The sequence below is a fragment of the Hydrogenophaga aromaticivorans genome (genome assembly GCF_013387465.1).
Taxonomy (GTDB): Bacteria; Pseudomonadota; Gammaproteobacteria; order Burkholderiales; family Burkholderiaceae_C; genus Hydrogenophaga; species Hydrogenophaga aromaticivorans.
Genome location: NZ_VYGV01000016.1, coordinates 1 through 12,440, shown reverse-complemented (window position 1 = coordinate 12,440; position 12,440 = coordinate 1). Strand labels below are relative to the sequence as shown.

14 protein-coding genes are annotated in these 12,440 nt (G+C 68.4%); 5 read left to right on the top strand and 9 right to left on the bottom strand.

Annotated elements, in window-relative coordinates:
• Window positions 1–8 precede the first annotated feature (8 nt).
• Window positions 9–491, top strand: a complete 483-nt coding sequence (locus F3K02_RS16920; RefSeq protein WP_177136813.1) for a glutathione peroxidase — start codon at window positions 9–11, stop codon at window positions 489–491.
• Here the strand turns inward: F3K02_RS16920 and F3K02_RS16915 are convergent, their stop codons facing one another.
• The 8 genes from F3K02_RS16915 to F3K02_RS16880 all read right to left on the bottom strand — a co-directional run bounded on the left by F3K02_RS16915 (window position 492) and on the right by F3K02_RS16880 (window position 7,040).
• Entirely contained in the window at window positions 492–1,250 is a 759-nt protein-coding gene (locus tag F3K02_RS16915; RefSeq protein ID WP_177136812.1) for an LrgB family protein, read from the bottom strand.
• Entirely contained in the window at window positions 1,247–1,612 is a 366-nt protein-coding gene (locus F3K02_RS16910; RefSeq protein WP_177136811.1) for a CidA/LrgA family protein, read from the bottom strand. The genes F3K02_RS16915 and F3K02_RS16910 overlap by 4 nt, the downstream gene beginning before the upstream one ends.
• A gap of 18 nt (window positions 1,613–1,630) precedes the next feature.
• Window positions 1,631–2,044: a DUF3597 domain-containing protein gene (locus F3K02_RS16905; protein ID WP_177136810.1), complete on the bottom strand. Its 414-nt coding sequence runs from the start codon at window positions 2,042–2,044 to the stop codon at window positions 1,631–1,633.
• A gap of 165 nt (window positions 2,045–2,209) precedes the next feature.
• A complete protein-coding gene (glcF, locus tag F3K02_RS16900; protein WP_177136809.1) occupies window positions 2,210–3,439 on the bottom strand; it encodes a glycolate oxidase subunit GlcF in 1,230 nt (409 codons plus the stop codon).
• Between the two features lie 5 nt (window positions 3,440–3,444).
• Complete coding sequence (glcE, locus tag F3K02_RS16895) at window positions 3,445–4,569, bottom strand: glycolate oxidase subunit GlcE (RefSeq protein WP_177136808.1); 1,125 nt, start codon at window positions 4,567–4,569, stop codon at window positions 3,445–3,447.
• Window positions 4,570–4,657: 88 nt separating this feature from the next.
• A complete protein-coding gene (locus tag F3K02_RS16890; protein WP_177136807.1) occupies window positions 4,658–4,915 on the bottom strand; it encodes a hypothetical protein in 258 nt (85 codons plus the stop codon).
• A 172-nt stretch (window positions 4,916–5,087) separates the two neighbouring features.
• Window positions 5,088–6,671, bottom strand: coding sequence for an ammonium transporter (gene amt / locus F3K02_RS16885; protein ID WP_177136806.1), 1,584 nt, complete (start codon window positions 6,669–6,671; stop codon window positions 5,088–5,090).
• Window positions 6,672–6,701: 30 nt separating this feature from the next.
• The gene (locus F3K02_RS16880) at window positions 6,702–7,040 is read right to left on the bottom strand and encodes a P-II family nitrogen regulator (protein WP_177136805.1); all 339 of its coding nucleotides are present in this window, start codon (window positions 7,038–7,040) and stop codon (window positions 6,702–6,704) included.
• Between the two features lie 396 nt (window positions 7,041–7,436).
• Between F3K02_RS16880 and F3K02_RS16875 the strand changes: the two genes are divergently transcribed.
• The 4 genes from F3K02_RS16875 to F3K02_RS16860 are packed head-to-tail and all read left to right on the top strand — an operon-like array spanning window position 7,437 to window position 12,276.
• On the top strand, window positions 7,437–8,993 hold the full coding sequence (locus tag F3K02_RS16875) for a YifB family Mg chelatase-like AAA ATPase (RefSeq protein WP_177136804.1): 1,557 nt from the start codon (window positions 7,437–7,439) through the stop codon (window positions 8,991–8,993).
• 57 nt (window positions 8,994–9,050) lie between these two features.
• A complete protein-coding gene (locus F3K02_RS16870) occupies window positions 9,051–10,940 on the top strand; it encodes a pyruvate kinase (RefSeq protein WP_177136803.1) in 1,890 nt (629 codons plus the stop codon).
• 54 nt (window positions 10,941–10,994) lie between these two features.
• Window positions 10,995–11,270 (top strand): DUF2164 domain-containing protein, encoded by a 276-nt coding sequence (locus F3K02_RS16865; RefSeq protein ID WP_177136802.1) that lies wholly within the window; start codon window positions 10,995–10,997, stop codon window positions 11,268–11,270.
• Between the two features lie 43 nt (window positions 11,271–11,313).
• Window positions 11,314–12,276: a D-hexose-6-phosphate mutarotase gene (locus F3K02_RS16860; protein ID WP_177136801.1), complete on the top strand. Its 963-nt coding sequence runs from the start codon at window positions 11,314–11,316 to the stop codon at window positions 12,274–12,276.
• Here the strand turns inward: F3K02_RS16860 and F3K02_RS27320 are convergent.
• The coding region (locus F3K02_RS27320) for a c-type cytochrome (protein WP_425485618.1) at window positions 12,227–12,440 on the bottom strand (214 nt) is incomplete at its 5' end. The genes F3K02_RS16860 and F3K02_RS27320 overlap by 50 nt on opposite strands.

Here is a 12,440-nt window from a genome sequence, read left to right as displayed (position 1 = left end):
GAGCCCCCATGCACACCATCTACGACTTCGACGCCCTGTCCATCGACGGAAAGCCGGTCGCCCTTGAGCAGTTTCGCGGCCGTCCGATGCTCATCGTCAACACCGCCAGCGCCTGCGGCTTCACGCCGCAGTTCGGTGGTCTGGAGCAGCTGCACCAGGCCTACGGCCCGCGTGGCCTGGTGGTGCTGGGCTTCCCGTGCAACCAGTTTGGCAGCCAGGACCCGGGCAGCAACGAGGAAATAGCCACCTTTTGCCAGCGCAATTTCGGCGTCAGTTTCCCCATGATGAGCAAGATCGACGTCAACGGCCCCGAGGCCCACCCGCTCTACCAGTGGCTCGCGGCCGAAGCCCCGGGCCTGCTGGGCAGCAAGGCCATCAAATGGAACTTCACCAAGTTCCTGGTCGGCAAGGACGGCACCGTGATCAAGCGGTACGCACCGCAGGACGCGCCCGAGAAGCTGGCCAAGGACATCGAAGCTGCGCTGATCTGATCAGATCCAGTTCAGCAACCAGCCCGCCACCAGCGGCAGCGCCACCGCGCTGAACAAGGCCGTGAGCCCCATCGCCAGACCAGCGAAGGCGCCCATTTCTTCACTCACCAGAAAAGCCCGCGCGGTGCCGATGCCGTGCGCCGCGGTGCCGAGTGCGAAGCCGCGCACCGTCGGGTCTTTGATGCGCAGCGCATCCAGCACATAGCGCGCGCTCGCCGCTCCCAGGATGCCGGTGCACACCACGAGCACGGCGGTGAGCGTGGGCAGGCCGCCGATCTTTTCGGCGATGCCCATGGCCACGGGCGCGGTGACCGATTTGGGCGCGAGCGAGGCGATGGTGGCCTTGGACGCGCCGAGCGCCCAGCCCACGCCGATGGCGGTCACCGTGGCGGCCAGCGTGCCCACCACCAGCGCACCCGCCATGGGCAGCCACAGGCGCCTGACCCGCGTGAGCTGTTCGAACAGCGGCACCGACAAGGCCACGGTGGCCGGGCCGAGCAGGAAGTGCACGAACTGCGCACCTTCAAAGTAGGTGGCGTAAGGCGTGTCCGTGGCCCAGAGCAGCGCGCCGAGCACGATCACCGACAGCGCCACCGGGTTGGCCAGCGGATGGAAGCCGCTTTTGCGGTAGGCCACAAAAGCGCCGTGGTAGACCAGCAGCGTGACCGTGAGCCCCAGCAGCGGCGAAGCGGAGAGGTACACCCAGACATCGGCCAGGCGGTCGGCCGCCACACCAGCGAGTGGCAGGCCCTCGTTCATGCCGGGTCGTGATCAGAAGATGGCGTCACGCGCTTCATCAACCACGCCATGGTGAGCGCGGCGCTGGCCAGGCCGACCAGCGTGCTGAGCACCAGCGCCACGCCGATGGCCAGCGCCTCGTCGCCCAGGCGCTGCAGGTGCAGCATCACACCCACGCCGGCGGGCACGAAGAGCAGCGAGAGGTGTTGCAGCAGCGTCTGGGCGGTGGGCTTGATGGCGCCGAGCAGCGAAGGCCGCAGCACCAGCGCGAGCAGCAGCAAGGCCATGCCCACCACCGGGCCTGGCACCGGCGCGGCCAGCGCGCGCACCAGCGCCTCGCCGATGAGCTGGAACACGAGCAGGGTGGCGAGCGCGGGGATCATCCGGGAACGCGCAGCCTCTTAGAGCAGCTCTTTCGGGATGTTGCCGCCGTTGGCAGCGATGTGGCCCAGCACATTCTTGTGCAGCCACATGTTCATCTGGGCGGAATCGGCCATCTTGTCGTCGGGGCAGTACAGCTCCTTGGCCAGTTCCTTGCGCGCGGCCAGGCTGCTGTCCAGGCCCAGCAGCTTGAGCAGATCGACGATGGAGGTCTTCCAGTTGAGCTTCTCCGGGTGCTTGGCGGCCTTCTCCGTCAGCAGGGCAACCACGTCCACCATGGCGATGGGGTTGACCACGGGCTCGGCCGGGGCCGCGGCGACCGGAGCGGGTGCGGCGGCGGGAGCCGGCGCAGCCGCAGGGGGCGGTGTGATGACGGGCGCAGCAGCGGCCTCTTTCATACCCAACTTTTCCAGGATGTTGCTGAAGAAACCCATGTCAAATCTCCAATGGCGTCGTGAACACAGAGCACGGCGCCAGACGCTGATGGCACCGCAGCCCCAGCTTATCGCTGTATGGCGACAGGGGCGTTACTTATTTGTATCGCCGGGGCGGCCGGGTGCGGGCACAGGCCGGCGCCTGTGCGGAAATGCCCGACGGTGTCAGGCCAACGCCTCATCCAGCAGCTCGACCCAGTGCCGCACCGGCGTGGCCGTGCCGCTTTGCAGGTGCGTGATGCAGCCGATGTTGGCGCTGGTGATCACGTCCGGCTGCAGCTCGCTCAGGTGGCCGAGCTTGCGGTCGCGCAGCTGGTACGAGAGCGTGGGGTTGAGCACCGAATACGTGCCCGCCGAGCCGCAACACAGGTGCGCCTCGTTCTTCGCCACCATCACCGTGAAACCCATCGCCGACAGGTGCTGTTCCACACCGCCTTTCAATTGTTGACCGTGCTGCAAGGTGCAGGGCGGGTGAAAGCCGATCACCTTCTTCGCGTCGGGTTGCTTCGCCAGCTGGGGCTTCAACACCGGCACCAGCGCGGGCAGCAGCTCGCTCAGGTCCTGGGTCAGCTCGCTGATGCGCGCGGCCTTGGCCGCGTAGGTCGCGTCGTGCTGCAGGATGTGGCCATATTCCTTCACCGTCACGCCGCAGCCCGAGGCGTTCATCACGATGGCCTCGACACCGGCCTCGACGTGCGGCCACCAGGCGTCGATGTTGGCGCGCATCTGTGCCATGCCGCCGTCCTGGTCGTTCAGGTGGAACTTCACCGCGCCGCAGCAGCCCGCCTTGGGCGCGATCACGGTCTGGATGCCGGCGGCATCGAGCACGCGCGCGGTCGCCGAGTTGATGTTGGGCATCATCGCCGGCTGCACGCAACCCGCGAGCATCAGCACCTTGCGCGCGTGGGTCTGCGTGGGCCAGCGCCCGGCGTCCTGCCTGGCGGGCACCTTGTTCTTCAGCGAAGCCGGCAGCAGCTCACGCACCAGTTGCCCCATCTTCATGGCCGGGCCGAACAGCGGCGAAGGCAGGCCCTCCTTCAGCAGCCAGCGCACCGCTTTTTCGCCCGCCGGACGCGGCACTTTTTCGTCCACGATCTTGCGACCGATGTCGATCAGGTGGCCGTAGTCCACGCCGCTGGGGCAGGTGCTTTCGCAGTTGCGGCAGGTGAGGCAGCGGTCCAGGTGCAGCTGCGTCTTGCGCGTCGGTTCGGCGCCTTCGAGCACCTGCTTCATCAGGTAGATGCGGCCGCGCGGACCGTCGAGCTCGTCGCCGAGCAGCTGGTAGGTGGGACAGGTGGCGGTGCAGAAACCGCAGTGCACGCACTTGCGCAGGATGGCCTCGGCGGCGCGGCCATCGGCGCGCGCCTGGTATTCGGGGGAGAGCTGGGTTTGCATGTGGGTCAGCCCATCCGGCCGGGGTTGAAGATGCCTGCCGGATCGAACTCGGCGCGCAGGCGTTGCGTGATGGTGTCGATGACGGCTGTCTGGCGGTCAAAGCGAGGCACACCGGGGGCACCATCGGCGCCGGCACGGAACAGCGTGGCGTGGCCGTTCACCGCCGCGGCGGCGCTGCGGATTTCGGTAGCGGCAGACGCCGGTGCCCAGAGCCAGCGCTGCGCGCCGTGCCACTCGATCAGTTGCGCAAAGGGCAACGAAATGACCGGGGCGGTCTGCGGCACGGAGAGGCGCCACAGACAAAGATCGGGCGCGGGCGCGTTGAAGAACGGCAAGGTCTGGTCCCGGCAGGCGGCCCAGTCGGGGCCTGTCTCGGCGTTGTCCATGCGGGTGCCCCCTGCCTCGCGCGCCAGCCGCTCGCAGGCGGACTCCACCGCGGCCACCGCGCCGCGCAGGCGCAGGAACAGCAGCTCGGGTGCGTCGGGCTGGGTCTGGTCCTTCACCCAGCAGCTGGCGTTCAAAGGCAGCGGCTGGCCACCCCAGCGGTGCAGCTGTTCCAGCGCGTCGTGCTGGCCCAGCGAGAACACGAGCGTGGCTTCGGCCGGTGCCACCGGCAGCACCTTGAGCGAGATGTCGGTGAGGATGCCCAGCGTGCCCATCGAGCCGGCCAGCACGCGGCTGACGTCGTAACCCGCCACGTTTTTCATCACCTGGCCACCGAAGGTGAGCCACTCGCCGCGGCCGTCGATGAACTGCACGCCCAGCACGTAGTCGCGCACACCGCCGGCACTGGCGCGCGCCGGGCCGGCCAGTCCGGCCGCGACCGCACCACCGATGGTGGACGCGGGGCCAAAGCGCGGTGGTTCAAACGGCAGGCACTGGCCCTGTTCGGCCAGCGCCGCTTCCAGGTCGACCAACGGGGTGCCGGCCCGCACCGTCACCACCAGCTCGCTCGGCTCGTGGCTCACGATGCCGGTCCACCCGCTGGTGGACACCGGCTCACCCGCGACGGGCTGCCCGTAAAAGGCCTTGGTGTCGCCACCGATGATGCGCAGGGACCGGCGCGCAGACGCGGCGGCGCGCACCTGGTCGATCAACTGGCGAGGGGATTCGGTGGGGCTGTAACTCATGGCCGCCATCGTAGCGGCCACACCGAAGCGGGTTTTGAATTTTTTGCACGCGGCGCTGCAAATGCAGCGCAAGGGCCCGGCAGGGCGACTACCGCGTATACCCGAGGCACATGCCCGCGTTGGGCCGGCCCTTGCATTCGCGTTTGAGGCGTTTTTCCCGCGCCGCGGGTTTCTCACTGGAGGGCGCGTCGATGAAGCTGACCTTGCTGGGCGCCTTCTGGCCACCCGCGCCCCCTGGGGCCTGGCCCGTCGCGGCGATCGCGAGGGGCGTGATCGCCGTCAAGGCAAAAACGAGCGATCCGGTCGCGATCCGACCGGTCCACCCGCGTGACAGTGCCTGGGACATGGTTTCCTCCTGATGTTGTGGTGTCCTGCCACGATGATACGGAGCAAAACGAAAAAAACCCCGCGTGCCTTGCGGCAGCGCGGGGTCAACATCCAAAGGAGACTCTCAGATACAACGGGGTGGCGACATCCTGTGAGATATCCGGCGCGCCCCGTTGTGAACCCGTCAGGGTTTAACGGTTGTAGGCGGTTTCACCGTGGGACGAAATGTCCAGACCTTCGCGTTCCTGCTCTTCGGTCACACGCAGACCGATGGTGAGGTCGACGATCTTGAAGGCGATCACGGAAACCACACCCGACCACACGATGGTGATCAGCACGGCCTTGGCCTGGATCCAGACCTGGCCGGCGATGGTGTAGGCATCGGGGGCGATCATGGCCACCGTGGTCCAGTCGGCCACAGCGCTCGGGCCACCCAGGCTGGGGGAGTTGAACACGCCGGTCAGCAGGGCACCGACGATGCCACCCACGCCGTGCACGCCGAACACGTCCAGCGAGTCGTCTGCGCCCAGCATCTTCTTCAGACCGTTCACACCCCAGAGGCAGGCGAAACCAGCGATGAAACCGATGATCAGTGCACCGCCCACGCCCACGTTGCCGGCGGCGGGGGTGATGGCCACCAGGCCAGCAACGGCACCAGAAGCGGCACCCAGCATGGAAGCCTTGCCTTTGTGCAGGGCTTCACCGATGCACCAGGCGAGCACGGCAGCGGCGGTGGCGACGAGGGTGTTGATGAAGGCCAGGGCGGCGAAGCCGTTGGCTTCCAGGGCGGAGCCGGCGTTGAAGCCGAACCAGCCCACCCACAGCAGCGAGGCACCGACCATGGTCAGCGTCAGGCTGTGAGGTGCCATCGATTCCTTGCCGTAGCCGATGCGCTTGCCAACCATATAGGCACCCACCAGACCAGCCACAGCGGCGTTGATGTGCACCACGGTACCGCCAGCGAAGTCCAGCGCGCCCATTTGCCAGATGTAGCCGGCCTTGGCGGTCATGTCGGCAGCCACGTCGGCGCTGGAGTAGGCGTCAGGGCCCATCCAGAACCAGACCATGTGGGCGATCGGGGCGTAGCTGAAGGTGAACCAGATGGCGGTGAACAGCAGCACGGCGCTGAACTTGATGCGCTCGGCGAAGGCACCGACGATCAGGGCACAGGTGATGCCGGCGAAGGTGGCCTGGAAGGCGGCGAACACGATCTCGGGGATCACGACACCTTTGCTGAAGGTGGCCGCGTTGGCAAAGGTCCCCGCAACGTTGTCCCAGGTGCCTTTGAGGAACAAGCGGTCAAACCCACCGACGAAGGCGTTGCCTTCGGTGAAGGCCAGGCTGTAGCCGTAGACGGCCCACAGCACGACGATCATCGAGAAGGTGACCATCACCTGCATCAGCACCGACAGCATGTTCTTGCTGCGGACCAGGCCGCCGTAGAACAGGGCCAGGCCAGGGACGACCATCAGGATGACCAGGATGGTGGAGACCATCATCCAGGCGGTATCGCCCTTGTTGGGGGTCGGAGCCGGGGCAGCTTCTGCCTCAGCGGCAGGCGCTTCGGCCGGGGCAGCAGCGGCCGGGGCTTCTGCGGCAACAGCAGCAGCCGGTGCGGCAGCAGCGTCAGCGGCGGGCGCGGCCGGAGCAGCAGCCGCATCGGCAGCCGGTGCTGCGACAGCAGCCGGCGCTTCGGTCGTGGTCTGGGCCACGGCGTTCAGGCCACCAAAAGCCAGTCCAACGCCCAACAACAGGGTTGCAAGTAGTTTTTTCATGTTCGTGATCTTTCTTGTGCAGGCCGTTGATCAGAGCGCTTCTTTGCCGGTTTCGCCGGTGCGGATGCGAACCACCTGTTCGAGGTCGGTGACGAAAATCTTGCCGTCGCCGATCTTGCCGGTGCGTGCGGCGCCTTCGATCGCTTCGATCACGCGGTCCACGAGGCCGTCGTCCACGGCGGCTTCGATCTTCACTTTGGGCAGGAAGTCGACCACGTACTCCGCGCCGCGGTACAGCTCGGTGTGGCCCTTCTGGCGGCCGAAGCCCTTGACTTCGGTGACGGTGATGCCTTGCACGCCCATGCTGGAAAGCGCTTCGCGCACTTCGTCCAGCTTGAACGGCTTGATGATGGCTGAAACCATTTTCATGCTGTGATTCCTCTTCTAGTACGTGGTGCTCACGCCGTGAGGCATGCACCGGGGCTGACACGGGCAGTGCTGGCCACGAGGGCTGACACCACTTTGGATGCGGACTGTTTCATGGCAGCGCCATGGTCTTGATTCAATCGCTTACACCCCCAAGCACGGACCGTGCCAACCGAGCTCCGATCGGATCGGGCCGCGGCGCAGCGCGCTGTCGTGAAAACACCGCGCAACGCCAGCGTGGTGGCCGGCGGATCGGCGGCCTGTGCCATGATGGGCGCGATCGTGCCGACAGGGGTGGCTGTCACCACCGAACCAAGGCACCAAATTTGTGCATCGAAGTCCCAACGCCCGGAGAGGCGCTTCAGGGCTGCCATGCACCGAAACAGGGAGGAAATTCAGATGAGTCTGTCATTGGTGCACAGCCGTGCGCTGCTGGGCCTGGAAGCCCGTCCGGTGCAGGTGGAAGTCCACCTCGCCAACGGCCTGCCCAGCTTCACGCTGGTGGGTCTCGCTGACACGGAGGTCAAGGAAGCGCGCGAGCGCGTGCGTTCGGCCATCGCCAACGCCGGGCTCGAATTCCCCAGCAACAAGCGCATCACGGTCAACCTCGCCCCGGCCGATCTGCCCAAGGACTCGGGCCGCTTCGACCTGCCCATCGCGCTCGGCATCCTCGCCGCCAACGGTCAGATCAACGCCGCCCGGCTGGCTGGCTGGGAATTCGCCGGCGAACTCTCGCTGGGCGGCGAGCTGCGCCCGGTGCGCGGCGCCCTGGCGATGAGCCTGGCGCTGCACCGCGATGCCAACGCCGCGACGGCGGCCCCGTCCCGCCTGGTGCTGCCGCCCGGCAGCGCCGAAGAAGCCGCGCTGGTGCCGCAGGCAAAGGTGTACCGCGCCCGCCACCTGCTGGACGTGGTGGCGCAGTTCCTGCCCGATGGCACCGCGGGCGGCGAGACGCCCCCCGACGACAGCGGCTGGGTGCGCCTGGCTCCGACGCAGATCGGCCAGACCGCGGCCTACGCCGATCTTGCGGAGGTCAAGGGCCAGGCCGCGGCCAAACGCGCGCTGGAGATCGCGGCGGCCGGCGGTCACAGCGTGCTGATGGTCGGGCCGCCCGGCTCGGGCAAGAGCATGCTGGCCCAGCGCTTCGCCGGCCTGCTGCCGCCGATGAGCGCGTCGGAAGCGCTCGAATCCGCCGCGGTGGCGTCGCTCGCCGGGCGCTTTCGGCTGGACCACTGGGGGCAGCGCCCCACCTGCGCACCGCACCACACGGCGAGCGCCGTGGCGCTGGTGGGCGGGGGCTCGCCACCGCGGCCGGGTGAAATCTCGCTCGCGCACCACGGTGTGCTCTTCCTCGATGAACTGCCCGAATACCCCCGGGCCGCCCTGGAGGCGCTGCGCGAACCGCTGGAAAGCGGCCACATCCGCATCTCGCGCGCGGCCATGCAGAGCGAGTTTCCGGCGCGCTTCCAGCTGATCGCCGCCATGAACCCCTGTCCCTGCGGCTTTCTGGGCCACCCCACCCGCGCCTGCCGCGACACGCCCGACCAGATCGCGCGCTACCAGGGCAAGCTCAGCGGCCCGTTGCTGGACCGCATCGATCTGCACGTCGAGGTGCCCGCCCTGCCGCCGAACGATCTCCTGCACGGCGTGGCCGGCGAACCGAGCGACGCCGTGCGCGAGCGTGTGGTGGCTGCGCGCGAGCGCGCCCAGGTCCGGCAGGGCTGCACCAACCAGGCGCTGGCCGGCCAGGCGCTGGACCAGCACATCCTGGCCGATGCCGCGGCCCTCAAGTTCCTCAACACCGCCGCCGCCCGCCTGGGCTGGAGCGCGCGCAGCACCCACCGCGCGCTGCGCGTAGCGCGCACCATCGCCGACCTCGCCGAGGCGGACACGGTGGGTGTGGGGCATGTGGCCGAGGCTGTGCAGTACCGGCGGGCACTGCGGCAGAACGGGTGATCCGCGTTGCGTCCCGCGGCGTCATGTCTTTGACATGACGTTGACATACAAAGGGGCATGCTCGTCGATCACACCCCCGCCCGTTCCACGCCGCCGTCCGCCAGCGACCACCCCTGGAACATGGACGTGTGCCTGGCGCTGATTCAGCGCTTGTGGGCGCTGAGAAAGTCGATGCTGGCCGCCGAACACCGCTACGCCCTGGCCATCGAACGGGCGGGCGCCCACCAGCGGGACAGCGCGCGCAATCTGGTGCATTTCCTGGCGATGCGGGCCACCGATCTGCGCGGCCTGCAAAGCCAGCTGGCCTGGCTGGGGGTGTCGTCGCTGGGCCGCTCGGAGTCCCACGTGCTGGCCAATGTGGACAAGGTGCTGGGCATCCTGCACCGGCTCACCGGACAAGCCTGGCAAGAACTTTCCCCGGAAGAGCCCGCGGGCAGCGTCACCGGCCCGCTCCTGCTGCAACGCCACACCGACATGCTGCTGGGCCCCGCCGTGCGCGATCGTCACGTGCGCATCATGGTGACCCTGCCCAGCGAAGCGGCGACCGACCCGGCCCTGGTGCGCCGGCTCGTGCAGGCGGGCATGGACGTGGCGCGCATCAATTGCGCGCACGACGACGCCACCGCCTGGAAAGCCATGGCCCGGCTGGTTCGCCGCGCGGCCAAGCGCGCGCAGCGCGACATCCAGATCCTCATGGACCTGGGTGGCCCGAAGATCCGCACCGGAGCCATCGCGCCGCGTACCCCGGTGCTCAAGCTCAAGCCGGTCCGCGACGAGCTGGGTTTCGCGGTCCAGGCCGCGCGCCTGCGCCTCGTCCACGATGGCGCGGCCCCCGCGCTGCCGGACGCGGACGCGCAGGTGGTGGTGGACCCGGACTGGCTGGCCCGTCTGCGTGTGGGCACCCAGATCCACCTGACCGACGCGCGCGGCAAGAAACGGCGCTGGCTGGTGGTGGCGTGTGATGCCGACGGCGTGGTCGCCGAGTGCCTGGAGACCTGCTACCTGACGCCGGACACCGCGCTCACCTGCAAAAGCCCGCGCGGTCACAAGCTGCACACGGTGTATCCCGAGGGCATTCCCGCCTTGCCGGGCGCCCTTCGCCTGCACCGGGGCGACCGGGTCCAGCTGGATGGCGAAGCGCCGGAACACACCGAAGCGGGCGATGCCACCATCCCGCGCATTCCCTGCACCCTGCCGCAGGTTTTCAGCCAGGTGCGGGCCGGTGAACGGGTCTGGTTTGACGACGGCCGCATCGGCGGCGTGGTGCGCCGCGCATCGTCGCGCGCGCTGGAGGTGGAGATCGTCCAGGCCCGCGCGGGCGGCGAACAGCTGATGGCCGACAAGGGCATCAATTTTCCCGACAGCCAGCTCGCCCTGCCCGCGCTGACGGACAAGGATCTGGAAGACCTGCAGACGGTGGCCCAGGTCGCCGACCTGGTCGGCCTGTCTTTCGCCCAGCAACCGGACGACGTCCACCAGCTGCTGCAGGCGCTGCAGCAGCTGCGGGCACCCCAGGTGGGCGTGATCCTGAAGATCGAAACCCTGCAGGGCTTCGAGAACCTGCCCGAGCTGCTGCTGGCCGCCATGGCGGCGCCCTGCGCGGGGGTGATGATCGCGCGCGGCGACCTCGCCGTGGAGTGCGGCTACGAACGCCTGGCCGAGGTGCAGGAAGAAATGCTCTGGTGTGCGGAGGCCGCGCACATGCCCGTCATCTGGGCCACCCAGGTGCTGGAGACCCTGGCCAAGACCGGTGTGCCCTCGCGCGCAGAAATCTCCGATGCCAGCATGGGCGTGCGCGCCGAGTGCGTGATGCTGAACAAAGGGCCTTACATTGCAGAGGCCATCCACATGCTGGACGACATCCTGCGGCGGATGGCCGGTCACCAGACCAAGAAGACCCCCCTGCTCCGGGCCCTGCGGGCCTGGGAGCCCGAAGACGCTGCGTGAACCACCCGGCTCGCCGGGCGCAGGGGCATCCCACCCGCATTTCCAGGCCCGGCCATGTCCATCGAACTCTCCAGAGAAGCCCGCCAGCAGGCGATCAGCTCCATCGAACGCTATTTCCGCGAACACATGGACGAGCCCATCGGCAACGTGGCCGCGGGCGGCTTGCTGAACTTCTTCCTGAAAGAGATCGGCCCCTGCGTCTACAACCGGGCGGTGGCCGATGCCCAGGAGCGCATGCTGGCCCGGACGCAAGAGCTGGACATCGACGTGCACGAGGACGAGTTCGGTTACTGGAAGGCCGCCGTCCGCCCCACGGGCCGCCGCACCTGAGGCGGCACCGGCCCTCGGCGGGCGGCCCGCTACAGTCGGGGCCATGGACGCACCCGACACCGCCCTTCTCGACACCCTGAACGCCCGCCACGGGCTGCCCGGCCAGCTGCGCTTTGTCGCTGGGCCGGGTGGCCTACCTTTCGTTCACATCCACAACGGGCACGCCGAGGCGCAGGTGTCGGTCTATGGCGGCCAGGTCTTGCGGTTCCGGCCGCACGAGGCCGTCAGCGACCTGCTGTTCGTGAGCGAACAAGCCACGTACCAGACCGGCAAGGCGATCCGGGGCGGCGTGCCGGTGTGCTGGCCCTGGTTCGGCGCCGACCCGCAAGCGCAGGGTCGGCCCAACCACGGCCTGGCGCGCACGCGCCTGTGGTCGGTGGCCAGCACGGCGGCCCTGCCAGACGGCGCCACCCGCCTCACCCTGGCGCTGACGGACACACCCGACACACGCGCCGTCTGGCCCCACGCCTTTGAGCTGGCGCTGGAGATCACGGTGGGCGTCGCGCTGCGGCTGTCGCTGAGCACGCGCAACACGGGCGGGGCACCCTTCGCCATCACGCAGGCGCTGCACACCTACCTCGCCGTGAGCGATGTGGCGCAAACCACCGTGAACGGGCTCGACGGCTGCCGCTACCTGGACAAGGCCGCCGGCGCCCACGGCACGATCACACAGCAGCACGGCGCGGTGCGCTTCGCGGGCGAAGTGGACCGCATCTACACCGGTGCACCCGCCGAACTGGACATCGTGGATGGCGCTTCAAACCACACGCTGCGCATCAGCGCCGAGGGCAGCCGCACCGCCGTGGTGTGGAATCCGGGGGCGGCGCTGGCGGCCGGCATGGCCGACCTGGCGGACGGCGACCACCGGCGCTTTGTCTGCGTGGAAACCGCCAACGCGGCGGACGAGGTAGTGACGCTGCCGCCCGGCGGCGAGCACCGGCTGGTGGCACAGATGTTCACTGTGCCAACGCGCTTCGGCGGGCCTCTTCCATCTCACGGAACCTGACGCAGGTCGGGTCGCGGGCAAACGACGCTTTGCCACACTCGCGCAGTTCGTCGTAGATCTCGTCGGCGCTTTCACCGGCGAGCCGTTCGAACCCCGGCCCCCGGCCGTTGGTGCCGTGGCACTGGAAGCAGTTCGAGGCCAGCAGTCGGCCCGGCGGGCTGACG

Excerpts from the sequence above, each read along its gene's own strand:
- F3K02_RS16920 (WP_177136813.1), top strand. The coding sequence starts at position 9 with ATGCACACCATCTACGACTTCGACGCCCTGTCCATCGACGGAAAGCCG.
- F3K02_RS16915 (WP_177136812.1), bottom strand. The coding sequence starts at position 1,250 with ATGAACGAGGGCCTGCCACTCGCTGGTGTGGCGGCCGACCGCCTGGCC.
- F3K02_RS16910 (WP_177136811.1), bottom strand. The coding sequence starts at position 1,612 with ATGATCCCCGCGCTCGCCACCCTGCTCGTGTTCCAGCTCATCGGCGAG.
- F3K02_RS16905 (WP_177136810.1), bottom strand. The coding sequence starts at position 2,044 with ATGGGTTTCTTCAGCAACATCCTGGAAAAGTTGGGTATGAAAGAGGCC.
- glcF (WP_177136809.1), bottom strand. The coding sequence starts at position 3,439 with ATGCAAACCCAGCTCTCCCCCGAATACCAGGCGCGCGCCGATGGCCGC.
- glcE (WP_177136808.1), bottom strand. The coding sequence starts at position 4,569 with ATGAGTTACAGCCCCACCGAATCCCCTCGCCAGTTGATCGACCAGGTG.
- F3K02_RS16890 (WP_177136807.1), bottom strand. The coding sequence starts at position 4,915 with ATGTCCCAGGCACTGTCACGCGGGTGGACCGGTCGGATCGCGACCGGA.
- amt (WP_177136806.1), bottom strand. The coding sequence starts at position 6,671 with ATGAAAAAACTACTTGCAACCCTGTTGTTGGGCGTTGGACTGGCTTTT.
- F3K02_RS16880 (WP_177136805.1), bottom strand. The coding sequence starts at position 7,040 with ATGAAAATGGTTTCAGCCATCATCAAGCCGTTCAAGCTGGACGAAGTG.
- F3K02_RS16875 (WP_177136804.1), top strand. The coding sequence starts at position 7,437 with ATGAGTCTGTCATTGGTGCACAGCCGTGCGCTGCTGGGCCTGGAAGCC.
- F3K02_RS16870 (WP_177136803.1), top strand. The coding sequence starts at position 9,051 with ATGCTCGTCGATCACACCCCCGCCCGTTCCACGCCGCCGTCCGCCAGC.
- F3K02_RS16865 (WP_177136802.1), top strand. The coding sequence starts at position 10,995 with ATGTCCATCGAACTCTCCAGAGAAGCCCGCCAGCAGGCGATCAGCTCC.
- F3K02_RS16860 (WP_177136801.1), top strand. The coding sequence starts at position 11,314 with ATGGACGCACCCGACACCGCCCTTCTCGACACCCTGAACGCCCGCCAC.